This is a genomic window from Liquorilactobacillus vini DSM 20605 (assembly GCF_000255495.1).
Classification (GTDB): domain Bacteria; phylum Bacillota; class Bacilli; order Lactobacillales; family Lactobacillaceae; genus Liquorilactobacillus; species Liquorilactobacillus vini.
The window spans coordinates 65,383-85,648 of the sequence record NZ_AHYZ01000183.1 but is presented as its reverse complement, the minus strand read 5'-3'; the positions used below and the strand labels follow the sequence as shown (position 1 = coordinate 85,648).

Annotated in this window: 13 protein-coding genes; 11 read left to right on the top strand and 2 right to left on the bottom strand. The window is 38.7% G+C overall.

Annotation, left to right across the window (positions count from 1 at the left end):
• Positions 1–412 precede the first annotated feature (412 nt).
• The 3 genes from aroE to aroB are packed head-to-tail and all read left to right on the top strand — an operon-like array spanning position 413 to position 3,376.
• Positions 413–1,291, top strand: a complete 879-nt coding sequence (aroE, locus tag ON15_RS10155) for a shikimate dehydrogenase (RefSeq protein ID WP_010581388.1) — start codon at positions 413–415, stop codon at positions 1,289–1,291.
• Positions 1,288–2,280: a 3-deoxy-7-phosphoheptulonate synthase gene (gene aroF, locus ON15_RS10150; RefSeq protein WP_010581387.1), complete on the top strand. Its 993-nt coding sequence runs from the start codon at positions 1,288–1,290 to the stop codon at positions 2,278–2,280. Before aroE ends, aroF begins: the two co-directional genes overlap by 4 nt.
• Positions 2,281–2,290: 10 nt before the next feature.
• Positions 2,291–3,376 carry a 3-dehydroquinate synthase gene (aroB, locus tag ON15_RS10145; protein WP_010581386.1) on the top strand — a complete coding sequence of 362 codons (1,086 nt, stop codon included), beginning with the start codon at positions 2,291–2,293 and terminating at the stop codon, positions 3,374–3,376.
• On the opposite strand, the gene ON15_RS10140 is transcribed toward aroB, so the two are convergent.
• Together ON15_RS10140 and ON15_RS10135 are read right to left on the bottom strand one after the other, a co-directional pair.
• A complete protein-coding gene (locus ON15_RS10140; protein WP_010581385.1) occupies positions 3,369–4,094 on the bottom strand; it encodes a GntR family transcriptional regulator in 726 nt (241 codons plus the stop codon). The genes aroB and ON15_RS10140 overlap by 8 nt on opposite strands.
• A gap of 214 nt (positions 4,095–4,308) precedes the next feature.
• Positions 4,309–6,336 carry a beta-galactosidase gene (locus ON15_RS10135; protein WP_010581384.1) on the bottom strand — a complete coding sequence of 676 codons (2,028 nt, stop codon included), beginning with the start codon at positions 6,334–6,336 and terminating at the stop codon, positions 4,309–4,311.
• Between the two features lie 282 nt (positions 6,337–6,618).
• On the opposite strand from ON15_RS10135, the gene ON15_RS10130 reads away from it, so the two are divergent.
• The 8 genes from ON15_RS10130 to ON15_RS10095 all read left to right on the top strand — a co-directional run bounded on the left by ON15_RS10130 (position 6,619) and on the right by ON15_RS10095 (position 20,165).
• A complete protein-coding gene (locus ON15_RS10130; RefSeq protein WP_010581383.1) occupies positions 6,619–8,358 on the top strand; it encodes a PTS lactose transporter subunit IIBC in 1,740 nt (579 codons plus the stop codon).
• Between the two features lie 38 nt (positions 8,359–8,396).
• Positions 8,397–9,905, top strand: a complete 1,509-nt coding sequence (locus tag ON15_RS10125; protein WP_010581382.1) for a family 1 glycosylhydrolase — start codon at positions 8,397–8,399, stop codon at positions 9,903–9,905.
• Positions 9,906–9,986: 81 nt separating this feature from the next.
• The gene (locus ON15_RS10120; protein WP_010581381.1) at positions 9,987–11,153 is read left to right on the top strand and encodes a galactokinase; all 1,167 of its coding nucleotides are present in this window, start codon (positions 9,987–9,989) and stop codon (positions 11,151–11,153) included.
• A 13-nt stretch (positions 11,154–11,166) separates the two neighbouring features.
• Positions 11,167–12,657: a UDP-glucose--hexose-1-phosphate uridylyltransferase gene (gene galT / locus ON15_RS10115; protein ID WP_010581380.1), complete on the top strand. Its 1,491-nt coding sequence runs from the start codon at positions 11,167–11,169 to the stop codon at positions 12,655–12,657.
• Positions 12,647–13,651, top strand: a complete 1,005-nt coding sequence (locus tag ON15_RS10110) for an aldose epimerase family protein (protein WP_010581379.1) — start codon at positions 12,647–12,649, stop codon at positions 13,649–13,651. Before galT ends, ON15_RS10110 begins: the two co-directional genes overlap by 11 nt.
• A 101-nt stretch (positions 13,652–13,752) precedes the next feature.
• A complete protein-coding gene (galE, locus tag ON15_RS10105; RefSeq protein ID WP_010581378.1) occupies positions 13,753–14,748 on the top strand; it encodes a UDP-glucose 4-epimerase GalE in 996 nt (331 codons plus the stop codon).
• A gap of 233 nt (positions 14,749–14,981) precedes the next feature.
• Positions 14,982–17,111 carry a glycoside hydrolase family 3 N-terminal domain-containing protein gene (locus tag ON15_RS10100; protein WP_010581377.1) on the top strand — a complete coding sequence of 710 codons (2,130 nt, stop codon included), beginning with the start codon at positions 14,982–14,984 and terminating at the stop codon, positions 17,109–17,111.
• A 15-nt stretch (positions 17,112–17,126) separates the two neighbouring features.
• The gene (locus tag ON15_RS10095) at positions 17,127–20,165 is read left to right on the top strand and encodes a GH36-type glycosyl hydrolase domain-containing protein (protein ID WP_010581376.1); all 3,039 of its coding nucleotides are present in this window, start codon (positions 17,127–17,129) and stop codon (positions 20,163–20,165) included.
• The last annotated feature ends 101 nt before the right edge of the window (positions 20,166–20,266 follow it).

Sequence of the window (20,266 nt, the reverse complement as noted above, 5' to 3'; positions counted from 1 at the left end):
AGAATTACTATTATTAAATTAGTCTCATTTATTTGTTATTTATAAGGAGAATTTCATGATGAACTTACGAAAAGTTACCCAAAAAATTAATCGATTTTATTATTACTGGTTTATCAAGTAATGTCCGGGTCACATCTGATGCGGGCATTACGTTCCCGCATCAGATGTGACCAGTAATTTTTCGTGTAGTTTTTACTGAATTGGTCACACAGATGCAAACAGCATTGTGTGGCCTTTTATTAAATGCTTTTTGAATTAAAAATTCAAATTAAATTTAAAAAAGACTTTTGCAATGTTGGCTGCAGAAGCCTTTTTTTGATTTGATACTTTTTAGTTAAATGTTGATACAACAATCTGATAATTGATGATTGCAAACCTTAAAATAAAAAATTTAGTAATAGAAAGGAAAAAAATGAATTTTAACGGTCAAACTCAACTTTATGGTTTTTTAGCTCATCCCGCCCGGCATAGCTTATCACCGTTAATGCATAATCTAAGCTTTCAAGCTAGGCAGCTAAATGCTTGTTATTTAGCTTTTGATTTGAAACCAACTGCATTTGATTTGTCAGCAGCTAATTTAAAAAATTTTTTTGCTGGTTTCAATTTATCAATGCCATATAAAAAACAGATTATTCCTTATCTTGATGAACTGACCCCCCAAGCTCAGCGGATTATGGCTGTTAACACTGTCAAAAATCAAGCGGGCCATTTGATTGGCGAAAGTACCGATGGAGCTGGTCTATTTGCTGATTTGCAGGAAAAAAATCAAAAATTAGCTGGTAAAAATTTAATGGTTTTGGGCGCTGGTGGGGCAGGACGAGCAATCATTGCCGCGGCAGCCGATTATCAAGTAAAAAAAGTTTTTGTTTGCAAACGCCCGAATCAAACCTTTTTGGCAATCAAACAATGGTTGCAAAAAATTTCCCAGTCAACGACGACTGAATATCAACTGATTGACTATGCTGATCAAGCGGCCTTAAAAAGCTGTTTACAGCAAAGCCAAATTTTAATCAATGCAACTAACGTCGGGATGGACGGTCAAGCTTTGCCGCTAACATCGGCAATTTTGGAGCAGCTAAAGGCTGAACAATTTGTCTATGATATTATTTACCAGCCCTTAAAAACACCGCTTTTGCACTTAGCAGCTCAAAAAGGGTGCTCATATGCTAATGGGGTCGGAATGCTGTTGTGGCAAGGAGCTTTGGCGTTTGAATTTTGGACTGGTCAATCAATGCCGTTACACCAAGTCAAAACGGCTTTACTTAATGAAATTAGGAGGAGATCATCATGATTATTGTTTTAAAAGAAAAAATTGCTGAAAATGTTGCTAAAATCGAAAAACTCTTTGCCGGTCAAAAGCAGATTTTTGTTCATCGAAATCGGGTAGCTGTCGTTGGAGCCTCGCTTGCTGATTTGCCAGCTGAAATTAAACAAGCAGCCACTGAATTGATCGACAAAACACCAGCAGCTGTGCAAGCTAGCCGTTTATTTCACCCTGAAAATACTGTGATCAAAACTGCTCATTCGCTGATCGGTGCTGCTAATATGACGATCATGGCTGGTCCATGTTCAGTTGAAAGCCAGGAACATATTTTTAAAATGGCACAAGTTGCCAAACAAGGTGGGGCAACAGTTCTACGAGGTGGGGCCTTTAAACCCCGAACTTCGCCATACTCTTTCCAAGGATTAGGGGAAGCAGGCTTGAAATATCTGCGAGCGGCAGCGGATGAAAATGAGATGGATGTGATCACTGAAGTTATGGATGATGAACATGTGCCACTGGTAGCTAAGTATACTGATATTTTTCAAATTGGCGCCCGAAACATGCAAAACTTTTCTTTATTAAAAGCTGTTGGTCAAACTAAAATTCCCGTTGCTTTGAAACGTGGAATGTCGGCAACGATTGATGATTTACTGAATGCAGCTGAATATATTGCAGCCGGTGGCAATCAACAAATTATGCTGATCGAACGCGGTATCCGAACTTTTGATAATAAATATACCCGCAATACCTTTGATATTGGCGCGGTTCCGGTTTTACAGCAGCTAACGCATTACCCAGTAATTGTTGATCCTAGTCATGCCGCAGGATATTGGGATTTAGTGACTCCGCTGGCAGTTGCAGGAATTGCGGCTGGAGCGAGTGGAGTGATTGTTGAGATCCATGATGATCCAGCCCATGCTTTTTCTGATGGTCCACAAGCGCTTAAACCAGCAGCTTATCAAGTAATGGCCCAGCATTGTCAACAAGTCCAGCAATTAGTGGCCAGTTGGAAGTAGGTGAATTGTAATGGAGCAGACAATCAAAGTCAAAACAGCGCATCATGCTTACGCAGTTAAAATCATTCCTAATGGGTTGAGTCAGTTAGGGATTTATCTTTCAAAGATTTGGTCAAAACGGCAAATTGCGATCATTACTGATGAAAATGTAGCTCCAATTTATGCTGAACAAGTTCGCCAGCAGCTCGGATCAGCTGGTTTTACCGCTCAGCTTTTAGTGATCCCAGCCGGTGAACGAAGCAAGTCCTGGCAACAATTGATTAAGCTCATTGATCAATTAGCTGCTTGGCACTTTACCCGATCAGACGGGATCTTAGCTGTAGGTGGTGGAGTGATTGGTGATTTAGCCGGATTAGCGGCTTCAATTTATTTGCGAGGAATTTCAATTGTTCAAGTTCCAACTTCGCTGTTAGCCCAAGTTGACAGTTCAGTTGGTGGCAAAACGGCAATTGATTTGACCGCAGGAAAGAACTTAGTTGGCACATTTTATCAACCAGATTTGGTTTTGATCGACCCAACCGTTTTACAGACCTTACCGGAACGCTTAGTAATTGAAGGCTATGGAGAAGTAATTAAATGTGCAGCGCTGGTCGGCAGTAACTTTTGGCAGTTGACGAGCAAGATTCATTCAGTTGCCGATATCTACAAATTTTCATCTGAGCTGATTGCAGCGAGCGTGGCCTTTAAAGCTAAAGTTGTCACGGAAGATGAAACTGAAACGCATCAACGACAATTATTGAATTTGGGACACACTTTGGGACACGCGGTTGAACGAGCAGCTGCAGGTCGATTATTTCATGGTGAAGCGGTTGCAATTGGATTATATCAGATCTGTCGTTTATTCGAAAAAGCAAAGCTGACTGTCTCGCCAACGACTGAACAAGTAGCTCAACGTTTACAGGCGGTCGGTTTACCACTGACTGATGAAGCACTAGCAACACCAGCTTTTTATGCCGCGCTAACTCATGACAAAAAGATCCATGATGGGCGCTTAACATTGATCTATTTAGAAAAAATCGGTCAGCCAAATTTTTATCCTTGGTCGCTGAAAAAAGTTATTATTTGGCTGAAAAGAGAATTACCGACAATTAATTGACAGTCATAAAGGAATTGAATTTTAAATACTTATAATGCATGCGCATGCTTGAAAATTCAAAGGGTGTACCATTATCTAAAAAGAAAATTCCTTCCATCACGCCCACGGGCTCAGTTGGTTTTAGTTTCAAAAGCTGTTGATCATTTTTTGTTGAAGGATCGGCAAAGACTGATAAAAATGATTTAGTAACAGCTAGATTGCGCTCTTTTTGCAAATAATTAAACAATGAGCCCTCAAGAATTTGTCGGGATAACTCAGGAACAATTTTAATTGGAATATAGCCGGTTTCAATCATAAACGGTTGGCTGGAGAAAGAACGTAATCGAATAATTTTATAAACAAAATCGTCATTTCCTAAGAAAAGATCACGCTGTAATTCAGGAGTCGCTTTAATAACTTCAAAGGTTAAGACTTTAATTTTAGGACGCTTGCCATTCATCTTGAAATTATCAGTTACTCCTAAGTTTGAACTTTCTTCATAATTGAAAACTGATTCGTTTTTTAAATAAAGTGGATTTATAAAAGTTCCTGAGCCGCGTTTTTTAAAAATTATTCCATCATTTGCCATCCGGCTAAGTGCCCGCTTGATTGAACTACGGCTGACTTGATAAGCTTCACTTAAAGTTCGTTCATCCGGCAGGCGCATACTGGAAAACTCGCCAGCAAAAATTCTGTGTTTTAAATCAGTAATAATTTGTTTGTATACCAGTTGTGACATGAAAGCTCTCCTTAAATTTACTCTTAAATCTTAGTTAACCACAATGATTAAGAAACAACAAGCGACGAACAAGATAATTATTAAGGAAACCAGACATATTAATGTTTATGAGATTAATAAAAGATGAAGTAATCTCCCAAATTAGTTACTGTGCTAATTTAGATTGGAGATCGCTTCATCTTTTACTGTTACTGTATTTTGAAAATAGCATTTACTAGTTAAATTGTTGGAGAATTAACGTTTTCCAAGCCGGCAAAGCAGCATCTGTCATAACTTTTCCGCTGAGCAAATCTTTAAAGTTACCATCCAAAAATTTCTGTGGTAGCTTTTGAACAGACTCGCTTAAATTGAGAATAAAGAAATATTTTTGCTTTGCTTGATAGCGAACGGTAATATCAAGCTCTTTAGCAGCAACTGCTAAAGGGACAAGGGTGGGAACCTTTTGTTTAAGATATTCGATTAAGTAAGTGATTCCCGCAGCATCTAATTGACTGCCCACATACCAACTGGTTCCTTGACCATAATGATTTTCAGTGATTGCCGGTGTTCCTTGGTAGAATTCAGCAGCATAATTTGCTAAAGAACTAGCTTGCCTTAAATGAATCAAATCGCAAACTAAAGAGCCGTTGATTTTGGGACCAGCAGTAAATTTGATTGGACAGTTGTGCTTGGGTAATAAGGCATCAGTTTCTTCAACCCAAATTCCCAAGACTTTTTGCAAAGGTCCAGGATAACCACCAGAGTAAACTTGGTCAGTTTCATTAACTAAACCAGAAAAATAAGTAGTAAGGAAATGTCCGCCGTCAGTCACATAATCAGTGATTTTCTGAGCTAATTTGCCACTTACTAAATGTAAAACAGGTGCCATGATCAACTTGTATTGACTAAAATCAGTATTGACGCCGATTACATCGACTGGAAGATGTTGTTGATAAAATGCTTGATAGTAAGTTAATACGGCTTTTTGATAATCTAAGTCTTGGGTAATGCCGGCAATATGCTGACAAGCCCACCAACTCTGCCAGTCAAAGATGATAGCAATTTGATTTTTGCTTTGCGCATGTAATATATTGGGAGTTATTTTTTTGAGATCTTGACCTAAATGGCTCACTTCTTTAAAAACACGTGTTTGATCAGTATTAGCATGACTAATGACTGCTCCATGAAACTTTTCTTGGGCACCCAACGATTGCCGCAATTGAAAATATTGTACAGTATCGGCACCGTGAGCGACAGCTTGCAGTTCTTGCGCTGCTAATTGTCCGGGGCGCTTTAAAGGACTGTATGCTTGCCAGTTGACCTGTGAAGGAGTCGATTCCATTAGCATAAATGATTGATTGTTTTTTAAGCCACGCATTAAATCATACAAAAATGCAGTTTGATAGGCCGGCGTGTCATAAGCCGGGTAGCTATCGTAGGCAATCACATCCTGATGTTTAGCCCACTGATGATAGTCTAAGTCCGGATTAGGCGTGCCGTGAAAATTGGTGGTGATCAATACTTGAGAGTTAATTTTTTCAATAATCTTTTTTTCATTGATAAACAATTTCAATAAACTTTCTGATTGAAAACGCTGATAGTCAAGCGAGAGACCACCAACAGCCGTGACGGTATTTTCAGGACCAAAAGCATCGCCCAATTCGTTAGGAACAACAATTTCATCCCAATTATAAATTGTATGTCCCCAAAAATTAAGATTCCAGGCCTGATTTAACCGACCAGTAGTTTGATACTTAGTCTTAAGCCACTGACGGAAGGCTCGTTGACAATTTTGGCAATAGCAATATCCTCCATATTCATTATTGACGTGCCAGACAACAACTGCTGGATTTTTAGCATAACGTTGGGCTAATTGTTCGACTAGCTTCTGTGACAAGCGTTGATAGTTGGGACTATTCGGGCAAAAGTTATGACGTTGGCCAAAAACGTGGCGTCGACCTTGATAATCCACGCGAGCTACATCGGGGTATTTTTTAAACATCCAGGCTGGCATCGCAGCAGTAGAAGTTGCTAAAACAATTTTAAAATCAGCAGCTGCATATTTTTTAATAATTTGATCCAAGGTTGAAAAGTCATAATATTTCTCATTTGGTTGCAATAAAGCCCATGAAAAAACATTGATTGTAATTGAATTAATGTGGGCTGTTTGGAAAAAAGTTAAGTCTTGATCCCATGTTTTGGTGGGCCATTGTTCAGGATTGTAATCGCCACCGTAAAGTAAATCATCGAGCAGAGCTTTCATAACTGGTCACATCCGTTTAAATATAAATTGTAAGGATTGAGTATTGGTTGACAAATTGTTAGATAATTAAAAAGCTATCCTACTTTTAATTTCGCTTATTATTCTAGTTTGCAAGCGGTTTAATTGCAAGGGAAAATTGTTTTTTTAAAATTAAGCGTTTACAAAGTTTAAAAATAAATTGCACGTGCGGATCGTTACTATTCAATTAGGCGTGACCACGATTAGAGGATAATGCATGTCCTTTGATCGTGGTCTTTTTCTTTTCTGAAGGGAGTTAGTTAAATGATAGATTTTATTATTAAAAGGCTTGAAAGACATCAAGCGTTATTCGAAAAAATATCAACAAATATTTATTTAATGGCTATTAAAGATGGCTTTTTGGCAGCGATGCCGATTATTCTATTTTCAAGTATTTTTATTCTTTTAGCAAACATTCCGACACTATTAAGCTTGAAATTACCAGTAGATTTAATTAATTGGTTTAATAAAATTTACAATTATACGATGGGTTTTGTTGGGTTCTACGTTTCCGGTACAGTTGCAAAAGCATTGACCGGATCGATGAACCAAAGAATCAAAGGTGGTAAATTTATTAATAACACCTCAACTATGATGGCATCCATGTGTGGTTTTATGCTTTTAGCAATTGGCACAACTAAAAGTGGCAACTATTTAAGCCAGTATTTTGGTACTCAAGGTATTTTATCTGCTTTTGTATCCGCTTTTGTAACGGTTCATATTTACAAATTCTGTGTTGAACGAGATATCACTATTAAAATGCCCAAAGAGGTTCCAGGAGCGATTTCTCAAAACTTTAGAGATATTTTTCCATTTGGATTTTCAGTTTTAGCAATGGCGGCAATTGATGTTCTTTCAAGAACTACGTTAAATGTTCCTTTTAGTGCGATCATTGCAAAAGTTTTTCAGCCATTATTCCACGGTGCCGAAAGTTATCCTGGGATCGCATTCGTAGAATTCTTAATTCCAATGTTTTGGTTTTTAGGTATCCATGGCCCATCAGTCGTCAAGCCAGCTCTAGAAGCTGCTCTGTATGGTAATACAACAGCAAATTTAGATTTATTCAAGAATGGCAATTTCCCTTATCATGCATTAACTGAGAACTTTTTAAACTTTGTTGGTGAACTTGGAGGAACAGGTTCAACCTTTGTAGTTCCAATCATATTTATCTTTTTGATGAAATCGAAGCAACTAAAGGCAATCGGAAAAGCATCAGTTGTGCCAGTAATGTTTGCTGTTAATGAGCCTTTGCTCTTTGGAGCCCCAATTATTTTAAATCCATACTTCTTGATTCCATTTGTTTTAACACCAATGATTAATGTCGTTATTGGCAAATTATTTATTGATTTTCTCCATATGAATGGTTTCATGTATATTCTTTCCTGGGCATTGCCAGGACCGATTGGTGCTTTTTTAGATACTAACTTTCAACCAATTTCGCTAGTATTAATGGTTTTGCTGCTTGTACTTGACACTTTGATCTATTTACCTTTTTGCCGTGCTTATGATGATATTTTAGTTGCAAAAGAGAAACAAAAAGATCTTGCAGAAGCAAGAGCAGCAATTAATAAAAATGTAGCTATTAGCGATGTTAAAACTCCAAAAGAGCATGAAGCCGCAATAAAAAAAGCGGAAGATACAGTTAGTGAAAATCAAACGTTAGAAAAAGAAGTAAAAGTCTTAGTACTTTGTGCTGGTGGAGGAACAAGCGAACAGCTGGCTAATGTTTTGATTGAGGGGGCTAAGAAATATCATAAATCTATTGTGGCAAGTGCTGGAGCATATGGTTCACATCATGACATTTTACCAAATTATGATTTAGTTGTCTTGGCACCGCAAGTTAGAACCTACTATAAAGATTTAAAAAACGATACCGATCGTTTAGGAATTAAATTAGTAGCAACGAAGGGTCAACAGTATATTGAATTAACGAGAGATCCAAAGAAGGCCTTAGATTTTATTATGAAAAATCTTAATGCTCCTGATGCAATTGAAGAAAAATGATTATATGGTTCAGTCAAAATCAAGGGAGGTGAACATAAATGTTGCTTGTGATCAAACGAATATATGACAATAACAGTTTGCTTGTCAGTTTGGGAAAGGGGAGAGAAGCAATTGCTCAAGGGAAAGGCATTGGCTATAAACGACAAAAAGGTGAAACAATAAGTTCAAGAAATGTCGAAAAAATCATTTATCTCACTGATCAAAAATTAGAGAAATTTATGTCATTATTAAAAGATGTTCCCTTGGATATTGTTTTAACAACTTTTGATGTTATTGATTCAGCAAAAAATGATTACAAATATCCACTTTTAAACTACATTTATGTGACCTTGACTGACCATGTTTATCAAATGTACAAACGGTTAATTGCTAAAAAATATCAAGCAATCTCAGTTCCAAATAAAAAAGGAATAGAGTATTATCATAAGCTTTTTAAGTGTTGTCTTGATAATGGAATAACTCCTTATGTTTCATTGCATCATTTTGATACTCCTGAGAATTTATTTAACGATGGTGATTGGCTGAATCGACAAAATATTGATTATTTTGTCGATTATGCAGATTTCTGTTTCAAAGAATTTTCGGAAGTTAAAAATTGGTTTACGATCAACGAACTTATTTCATTAGCATTTTCTCAGTATATTCAAGGGAATTTTCCACCTAATGAGCATTTTAATGTAAGCAAGGCTATCCAAGCGCAACATAATGAGTTATTAGCCCATGCGAGAGTTGTAAATCAGTTTAAAAAGAAAAATTATCAAGGAAGAATTGGATTAATTCATGTCTTGCAACCAGTGTATCCCTATCCAGATAATGAAAAAAATCGTCACGCAGCCGAACTTGAAGATGCTTTTATGAATCGGTTTTTGTTAGATGGGACTTTCAAAGGTCAATATTCAGAAAAAACTATGTCACTTATTAATGAAATCTTATCGGCAAATGATGCTAAATTAGAAATTGAACCAGATGATATGGATATTTTAAAGGAAGCAGCTAATCAAAATGATTATTTTGGTCTGAACTATTATCAACCATCATTTATTGAATATTTTAAAGGTGATAGTAGTAATACTTTCAATGGAACCGGTGAAAAGGGAACATCTTCCTTTAGTTTTAAAGGCATTGGCAAACACGTTAAAAATCCTAGTGTACCAACGACTGATTGGGATTGGAATATTTATCCACAAGGTTTATATGAAATGTTGAAACGGGTTGCCACAGAATATCCTATCAGTAAAACGATTTACATTACAGAAAATGGTCTAGGAAATAAAGATAAATATAAAGGAATTGGTAAATTAATTAATGATGATGAAAGAATCGATTTTCTTGATCAACATGTTGCGGCTTTGCTTAAAGCACGTTCGGAAGGCGTAAACGTTCAAGGATATTTTATCTGGTCGCTACAAGATCAATTTTCGTGGGCAAATGGTTATAATAAGAGATATGGTCTATTTTATGTTAACTTTGAGACACAAGCTCGAGAGATTAAAAAGAGTGCATTATGGTATCGTGAGCTAGGAAATACTATAATAAAAACCGAGTGATTATATTTTAGGCTTTAAATTTGTAAAACTTTTTGCAGACTTAAAGCTTTTTTAAGTTTGGAATTATGGAGATGACATATTTTGGAAAAAGCTAAATTAGAAGATGAATTTAAAAAACAATTTGCCGATCGACCAGATTTGGCTTGTTTTTCACCAGGCCGGATTAACTTAATTGGCGAGCATACGGATTATAATGGTGGTCACGTGTTTCCGTGTGCTTTGAGTTTGGGGACTTATGGAGCAATCAGGCGCCGAGATGATCAAAAGCTGTGCCTTTATTCAGCCAATTTCAGCCAACTGGGGATGATTGAAGTTGATTTAAACGAGCTGACATATGATCAAGCCGACGACTGGGCTAATTACCCTAAAGGCATGATTCGACAATTTTTGGCCGCAGGTTATTCGCTGCCAAGTGGAGCAGATCTTTACTTCAATGGTAATTTACCAAATGGTGCTGGACTTTCATCATCTGCCTCAATAGAATTGTTGACTGGGGTAATGATTAATGAACTATTTGGATTCAAAGTTAGCCGGCTGGATTTGATTAAATTTGGTCAAAAAACTGAAAACGAATACATCGGTGCCAAATCAGGAATTATGGATCAGTTTGCGGTTGGCATGGGTAAGGCTAATCAAGCTATCTTGTTAGATACCAATACTTTAGAATATGCGTATGCTAATTTGAACTTAGAAGATAACGTTATTGTGATCATGAATACCAATAAAAAACGAGAACTGGCTGATTCTAAATACAATGAACGGCGGCAGGAATGTGAGACCGCGTTAAAAGACTTGCAGACCAAGTTGGCAATCAAAAGCTTGGGTGAATTAAGTATTTCCGCGTTTGATGAAAACTGCTATTTGATCCAAGAGCCAACTTGTCGTAAACGAGCTCGCCATGCAGTTTTTGAAAATCAGCGGACCTTAAAAGCTAAGGCAGCACTTGATCATGGCGATTTAGCAGAATTTGGCAAATTAATGAATGCTTCTCATGTTTCGTTAGCCGATGATTATCAAGTTACCGGCAAAGAACTAGATACTTTAGTGCAAACAGCTTGGCAGCAGCCAGGAGTTTTGGGGGCGCGAATAACCGGCGCAGGTTTTGGCGGCTGTGCAATTGCCTTAGTTGCCGCCAAGCAAGTACCAGTCTTCAAAAAAGAAGTTGCCAAAGTTTATCAACAAAAGATCGGTTATGCGCCCAGTTTTTATGTTGCCCAAATTGCTGCTGGAACTAAACGTTTAGCTTAAGAAGGGGATCAAAATGCAAGCAAGCTTATTGGGAGAATTTGTTAACCGAATAATTGCGGCAAGTGATTATACGGAAATGGATCGCACCTATTTATATAATCGATTATTGAATTTGTTAGGTGAGAAAGATTTGCCTGGTGATTTTAGGCAAACTGATTTATTAACTTTAGTCGCTAAAATGGTGGAAAACTATGATGACCGCTTAACCAAACAACAGCAGTCACTTTTAAAAGCTCAATTAATGGACTTTTTAGTACCAGCCCCGAGCCGCTTGAATCAAAAATTTTGGCAGAAGTATCAGCAGCAAGGTTCAACTGCAGCTTTAAATTACTTTTATCATTTGAGCCAGGCAAGTGACTATATTAAAGTTAGTGAAATCAAGAAGAATAAGTATTTTAAGTTTAATTCGCCGTACGGGCCGTTGGAAATTACGATTAACTTGTCTAAACCTGAAAAAGATCCACGTGATATAGCGCGGTTAAAAACAGTAAAGGCCAGTGGTTACCCGTTATGTCAACTGTGCTTTAGCAATGAAGGCTATCAAGGTCGCCTTAATTATCCGGCACGTAGCAATCATCGGCTGATTCGTTTTAAGTTGTTTGAAGAAACTTGGGGACTGCAGTACTCACCGTATGCTTATTTTAATGAACATTGTATTTTCGTTGATCAGCAACATCAGCCAATGAAAATCGAGCGCCTGACTTTTGCCCGGCTATTGAGGATTCTTGATTTGTTTCCGACTTATTTTGTTGGCAGCAATGCCGATCTGCCAATTGTTGGCGGCTCGATTTTGAATCATGAACATTTTCAAGGTGGTCGGCATGTCTTTGCAATGGATCAGGCCAAATTGCGGAGAAAAGTGGTTTTTAAAGATTTTCCGGCAGTTCAGGCAGGAATTTTGCACTGGCCAATGTCAGTAATTCGGCTAACCAGCCGAGATCAGGAACAGTTAATTGAGCTGGCAGCTAAAATCTTAGACGGTTGGCAACAGTATTCTGATCCTACTGTCAGTGTTTTGGCTGAAACCGATGGAAAGTTGCATCACACGATCACTCCTATTGCGCGTAAACGAGGTGCTGCTGATCAACTTGATTTAGTTTTGCGAGATAATCGTCAGGATCAACAATATCCAGCCGGAATTTTTCATCCCCACGCTGATGTTCAGCATATTAAAAAGAAAAATATCGGTTTGATTGAGGTGATGGGACTGGCAATCTTGCCACCGCGCTTAGTGCCTGAGCTAACTGAAGTTAAACGCTTCTTACTGGATTTGCCGAATCAAATTGCAGACCAGCATTTGCCATGGGCTAAACAGATCAAACAACAGGCTGGAGCCATTAATCAAGCTAATGTTACGGCAATTTTGCAAGATGCAGTTGGTCAAGTTTTTACGCGAGTTTTAGAAGATGCGGGCGTCTTCAAAAATGATCAGTCAGGCCAAGCGGCATTCGATCGATTTATAACAACTATCGGAATTCAAACGGAGGCAAAAAATGCAAATTAAAAAACGACAAGTGGCGACTTTTCAAAAACAGCCAGTATTTCAGTATCGGCTGATCAATCAGCAAAAAAATTATATTGATGTTTTGAGTTATGGGGCTACTTGGCAGAGCTTGGTGATTAATGGTCAAAATTTGCTTGCCCATTTTGACCGTGTGGAAGATTATTTTGCGACTCCAACTTATTTATGTCAAACCATTGGTCGGGTTGCTGGCCGGATTAGTCATGGCTCGTTCCAGCTGGCTGGTCAGGTTTATCAGTTGCCGCAAAATGAAGGTCAAAATACTTTGCATGGCGGACCTGGCGGCTTTGCAAAATGGAATTGGCAAGCGTCGGCTAGTCAGACTGAAAAATCTGCTGAGGTAATTTTTACAAAACTCTTTACCTCAAAAATGGATGGCTTTCCAGGTGATTTGTCAGTTCAAGTTGCTTTTTCTTTCGATGAGCAAAATCAAGTTAAAATTACATTTAGTGGAACAACAGCTGGAGCAACACTTTTCAATCCAACCAATCATGCTTATTTCAACTTGAATCCTGTTCAACATGATTTACAAGATCAGTTTCTAACGATTAATAGTCAACAGCGACTTGAGCTTGATCAAGCAAAACTACCAACCGGCAATTTTCTAGCTAATCAGCAGACAGGGTATGATTTTAACCACGGTCAATTACTAGTACCAGCATTAGCCGAAATCAATCAGCAGTTTGGCAAGTCTGAGATCGATGATGCCTTTGTCGTTAAAAATAGCCAACAGCCAATTGCAACTTTAACAAATCAAAAAAGCGGGATGCAGCTGGAACTCTATTCAAGTCGCCCGGGGTTAGTCGTTTTTACGGCTGATTTGAATCAAGATCAAGTTTTTGATGCTTTGGCTTTGGAAGCTCAATCATTGCCGGATGCAATCAATCACCCACAATGGAATGATGAGATAGCTTTAGCGGATGGAGCAAAAAAAGAATATCAAATTATTTTTCGCTGTCGGCAGCTGAAGTCATAAATTTACGTCAACTATCCTTTAAACGGATAAACTGGTAAAATGAAGATGATATTTTAATTCAAGAAAATTATTTTTAATGATTGATTAGAGGAGGAAGTTTAATGGCAGTTTTAGTATTAGGCGGTGCTGGCTATATCGGTTCACATACGGTTGATCGCTTGGTCAGTCAAGGAGTCGATGTGGTTGTTGTTGATAATTTAGTTACTGGGCACCGAGCGGCTGTTAGCCCAAAAGCCAAGTTTTATCAAGGAGATATTGCTGACCAGCCATTTATGCGTCGTGTGTTTGCTGAAAATCCAGCAATTGAAGCAGTGATTCATTTCGCAGCTTTTTCGCTAGTTGCTGAATCTATGGAGAAGCCACTCAAGTATTTTGACAACAATACAGCTGGAATGATCAAATTGCTAGAGGTTATGAATGAGGTTGGGGTTAAGAAAATCGTCTTTTCATCAACAGCAGCGACATATGGCATTCCTGAGAACGTGCCCATCAAAGAAACTGATCCCCAAAAACCCATCAATCCATACGGTGAAAGCAAGTTAATGATGGAAAAAATTATGCATTGGTCGGATTTGGCTTATGGGATAAAGTTTGTTGCTTTACGTTATTTCAATGTGGCGGGAGCTAAACCTGATGGCAGTATTGGCGAAGATCATAATCCGGAAACGCATTTGTTGCCGATCGTTTTACAGGTGGCTGCAGGCAAGCGAGATCAATTGAAGATTTTTGGTAATGATTACAACACTCCAGATGGTACCAATGTTCGTGATTATGTTCATCCATTTGATTTAGCTGATGCTCATATTTTGGCAGTTAACTATTTGAAAGCAGGTCATGAAAGTGATGCTTTTAATCTTGGTTCATCAACTGGCTTTTCAAATATGGAGATTCTAAAAGCAGCTCGAGAAGTAACTGGCAAACCAATTCCAGCCGAAATGGCGCCAAGACGACCTGGTGATCCAGATACTTTGATTGCTGCTTCCGATAAAGCTCGTAAAATTTTGGGATGGAACCCGCAATTTGATGATATTCATAAAATTATTGCAACTGCTTGGAAATGGCATGCAACTCATCCCAATGGCTATGCAGATCGTTAATTGATGATTTTATAAACCATTTCAAAATTCTTTATTAAGCCTTAAACGAATTATTAGTCATAAGTTTAAGGCTTTTTGCGTGTTTTTTGCTATAAACGTTTCAACAGATTAAATGACGGGATTTTTAAAAGATGAATCCGCTAACAATTTAGTGTTGACTAGTTCAAACAGATACTTTATAATCTAATTGAAACGTTTCTACAAATTGATTATTAAATTTAAGGAGAAAAAGTATGTCGGAATTTGTCAAAGAACTAATCAGTAAAATGACTTTTGCCGAAAAAGTTGGCCAACTGACGCAACTAAGTGGAGATTTCTTTGTTGGTGATAATGCAGCAATTACTGGTCCATTGCAGCAAGAAAATTTATCCTCAGCAGATCTTTATCGGGTTGGTTCAGTTTTAGGCGTTTCTGGTTTTGAGCAGGTTAAAAAAATTCAGACAAATTATTTGCGAAAGAGTCGTTTGAAAATCCCATTGCTGTTTATGGCAGATGTAGTCCACGGCTATCGGACGATTTTTCCGATTCCATTGGCTTTAGCTGCGAGTTTTGATCCACAGTTAGTCAGACAGGTTAGCGAATTCTTTTCTCGGGAAGCAGCGGCTGGAGGAATTCACGTGACCTTTGCACCGATGGTTGATCTGGTTCGCGATCCTCGCTGGGGGCGCGTTATGGAAGCTAACGGTGAAGATCCATTTTTAAACAGTCAACTAGCTAAAGCAAGCGTTGAGGGGATCCAAGGCCAGCAAAAAATTCCTGATGCTGAACATGTAGCTGCCTGTGTTAAACATTTTGCTGGATATGGGGCCGTTGAGGCTGGTCGTGAATACAATACGGTTGATGTTTCTGAATGGCGTTTGCGTGATCAGTACTTAAGCGGCTATCAAGCAGCAATTGATGCCGGAGCTCCTCTAGTTATGACGGCTTTCAATACCTTTCAAGGCCAGCCAGCTACTGGAAATTATCATTTGATGCGAGATATTTTGCGTCGTGAACTTGGGTTTCAGGGCCTTTTGATTTCAGATTGGGATGCAATTGGCGAAATGGTTGCTCATGGAACAGCTGCTGATCTTCAAGATGCAGCCCAGCAAGCCTTAAAAGCTGGCGTCGACATTGATATGATGTCAATGGCTTATTTAAAGTTAACTGCTCAGAAGAATCCAAGTTCAAAATTAGTAAAACTGATTGATCAAGCTGCTGAACGGATTTTAAACTTTAAAGAATCGCTCGGCTTATTTACTGATCCGTTTCGCGGATTAGCTCAACGGGCTGAAAAACAAAACTTGACAACGAAAAATTTACAGCTTGCTCAACAAGCAGCGGTTGAGTCAGCAGTTTTACTGAAAAATAAAAATGATCTTTTGCCATTAGCTAAAGATTGTAAAATCGGTCTAGTCGGAAATTATGCAAATAATCCAGATTTACTGGGCAGTTGGTCTTGGCAAGGAAAAACTGCTGAAACGCCAACGATTAAATCAGCTTTGCAAGCAAAATTTACCAGGGTTTCATCTGTTCAAAATCAACAGTTGCAAACGGCTGATCTGCAACTGTTAAAACAACAGGATGTAATTGTTGCTTGTCTTGGCTTATCAGCTCAGCAAAGCGGTGAAGCAACCAGTATGACACATCCACAGCTTCCAGAAGAACAGCTGGCTTTATTGAGACAACTGCAGCAGTTAAACAAGCCGGTCATTACAGTTTTGATTACTGGGAGACCATTGGTGTTGGATCCGCTTGTTAAAAGCAGTAGTGGTTTGTTGCTGCTGTGGTTTCCAGGTAGTCGTGGGGCGGCAGCTTTGACTCAGATTCTTTTAGGAGAAGAAGAACCTGGCGGTCGGCTGCCAATGACTTTCCCGCAAGATCTTGGGCAAATACCGCTCTATTACAATCATTACCGGACTGGTCGCCCATTGACTGGTGATCAGAGTGATTTAGAAAATAAGTATCTTTCAAAATATATTGATCAAGTAAATCAGCCTGCTTTTTGTTTTGGTTATGGACTAGGTTTTGCTAAAACGACATTACACGAGAGCAAGTTGGATAAGAAAACTTATCAAGCGTCGGATACAATTAAAGTAGTAGTAAAGATCGAGAATCACTCAGATATTGCTGCTAAGCAAGTTATTCAAGTCTACAGTCAACAAGTTGTTGGAGAAACAGTTCGTCCATTGTGGGAACTTAAGGCCTTTCAGAAAGTCAAATTACAGGCAAAAGAGATCAGAGAAGTCGAAATTTCTTTGCCACTTAGCCGTTTAGCATATATTCATCGCGATTTAAAAAGCCGGCTTGATCCGGGAAATTATCGTTTAAAAGTTGGTTTTGATTCACAAAGTGGTTTAATACAAAGTTTCAAAATTATTTAAGGGAGAATTGATTAAATGGAAGAAAACAGGCAGCTTAAAAACGGTCAATTGACAGTCACTGTCCTTAAAAATGGAGCACTGGCTTCAATTAAGGCTGGCAAGACAATGATTAATCAAGTTAATGGCAATCAGCTGGATGGCAGTTTGATGAACATTTATTTACGAGTTTTTTCAGCTGGACAAGTAAAGTTCTTTATTCCACTGTTGGGCCCTGAGGCTGCTAGCAAACTGAAAATTGGTAACAACCAAGCAAGTTGGACAGGCAGCGTCAATGGTCTCAATTATCAGGTCGAACTTTTACTTGCTTCGCATGTTTGGTTTTGGACGGTTGATTTAAGTTCCGAATCAGCGTACCAAGCAGATTTGACGTATGTTCAAGATTTAGGCCTGGGTGAGTCAAGTTTTGTCGAAAGTAATGAGGCCTATGCTTCGCAGTATATAGACCATTTAGTCATCAAAGAGGCGGAAACGATTACTGTTTGTTCACGTCAAAATCAAAGTCAGTCAGGGAAGTACCCTTACTTGCAGCAAGGAGCTTTCGGTGCTTTAAAAAGCTATTCAACCGATGGCTTTCAGTTTTATGGAACGGCATATAAACAAACTAACATTCCGTTAGCAATGAAACAGGCTGATTTAGCTAATCAGAAGTATCAATATGAATTTGCCCTGACGGCTTTGCGAACTCCTCGTTTCCAGGTTAGCTTGCAAACTGCCAGAAAAACATTCTATGCAGCTTTTTTACCGGATCAGCCAAGTGATAATCAACAAAAATTGTTTACGGTTGAACAATTGCGGTGCGAATATGAAAAGCTGATTAAGACCAAGTCTGAGCAAAACTGGACTACCCAATCACCGCTTCAGCTTAAAAATTCAGTTTTAAGCGGCCGGCAGTTAACTGATGCCGAATTGCAGCAACTTTTTCCGCCTGAGCAGCGCAAACAAGCAGAAATTAGCAGTGGCCAGTTATTATCATTTTTTGATCAGCAACGGCACCACATTGTTTTACCGGAAAAAGAAATTCGGCAAGAAAGAATGACGGGCAATGTTATTATGTCATATGCCAAGGTTGAAGCGGGTCAGCCTGTCTTAGCTACTACGCAATATATGTGTGGAATTTTTGCCTCACAAACAGTTTTTGGCAATACTAATCTGAATATTTTATCAACCAATACGCGAAATGCTTTGAATGTATTTAAAGCCAGCGGAATGCGAATTTGGCTAAAAATTGCTGGGACTTGGAGGATCTTGACCATGCCATCACTGTTTTGCATGAGTTATGAAGGCGCTGACTGGTATTATAAATTAGCAGATGATCTGCTAAAAGTTTCTGTTGAGGCAGCTGCCAGCGGTGATGGTTTGCTTTTTGAGGTGGAATCAGCGCAACAACGTGAATATGATTTACGAGTTGTCACACAGCTTGATTTGCAAACATTGGGAAAAGGACTGCAGTTATTAAATCAAAACGGATCATTAACTGTTTTGCCAGCTCAAGATTCTTTGATGGCTAAGCGTTGTCCAAAGCTTAAGTATTATTACAATTTTACTGACCAGCAGCAAGTCGAAATCACTGATTGGGGGAGTGAAACTGAAAAATATTTGGTCTTTGAATATCATTCAGCTCAAAAAATTAAATTTACGCTTACCACCCTCGCTGCAAAGGCTGATTTTGAAATTGTTAAGCAGCGAGCAGCGAATGAAAATAAGTTAATTGATTTTCTGGGGAATTTAAAATTGCAAGCAGCTCAAGCTCCGGTTGCTGAATATTTGCAACAGACAGATTTGATTATTCCATGGTTTGTTCACGATGCTTTGGTTCATTTGCTTTCGCCGCATGGCTTAGAACAATATGGCGGTGCGGCTTGGGGAACACGCGATGTTTCGCAAGGGCCAACTGAACTATTGCTCAGCTTAGGCCATTTTGACCAAGTAAAAAAGATCATTTTGATGATATATCAACATCAATTTATTGAAAATGGCAGCTGGCCACAATGGTTTATGTTTGATGAATACGCTGATCAGTTTGCTGATGAAAGCCACGGTGATATTGTTATTTGGCCGCTGAAAGTGGTCGCGGATTATCTTGAAAAAACGCATGATGAAGCAATTTTAGATCATGAGCTGCCATTTTTCAGCTTGCAGGCAAAGCGGCCAACAACTCGCACAGCAAGTTTAGCCAGTCATTTACAAGATCAGCTGAATTATTTGCAAACTAATTTTTTATTTGATACGCAGGTTTCTTCCTATGGTGATGGGGATTGGGATGATACGTTGCAACCGGCAAATTCTGAGCAAAAAAAGACTATGGCCAGCACCTGGACGATGGAATTAACAATTGGTGCACTAAACACCTTAGTTCAGAGTCTGCATGATCATCCAAGGTTGAAGCAAAATGTTCAGTCAATGGTTAATGGGATGGAAAGAGATTTTAAAAAATATTTCATGCAGGATGATGTTTTGCCAGGATTTATTCAAATGAACCAACAGCATCAGGTGAAGCCGATCATTCATCCTAGTGATCGGACAACAGGGATTGCTTATCGCTTGTTGCCGCTGCAGCAAGGGATCCTGAGCAATATTTTTTCTCCTAAGCAGATTAACCGTGCTTTGCAATTAATCAAGGACAATTTGGCGTTTCCAGATGGGGTTAGATTAATGAATCGGCCAGCTGCTTATACTGGTGGAGTTAGTCATATTTTTAAACGTGCCGAGCAATCTGCTTGCTTCGGACGTGAAATCGGTTTGATGTATACGCATGCTCATATCAGATATGCTGAGGCTTTAGCAGCAGTTCAGCTTGATGATCAAGCCTGGGAAGCGTTGATGAAGGTCAACCCAATAAATCTGCAGCAGCGAGTTAAGAATGCGGCGCTCCGGCAAGCTAATACTTATTTTTCTAGTTCAGACGGTGATTTTGCTGATCGTTATGCAGCGGCTGCTAATTTTGATAAATTGAAGACCGGCGCAGCGACTGTCAAGGGTGGCTGGCGCTTATATAGCAGCGGACCAGGAATATACGTAGCAGTCTTACAAAAATTGCTTAATAAAAACGTTTAACTTAATTATATGGTCAGGATCAATTAATCATCAATAAAAAAAAGGTGATTAAATTAGTAATATTTTGCTTGTAATCGCTACCAAAAGCGCTATAATAAAAT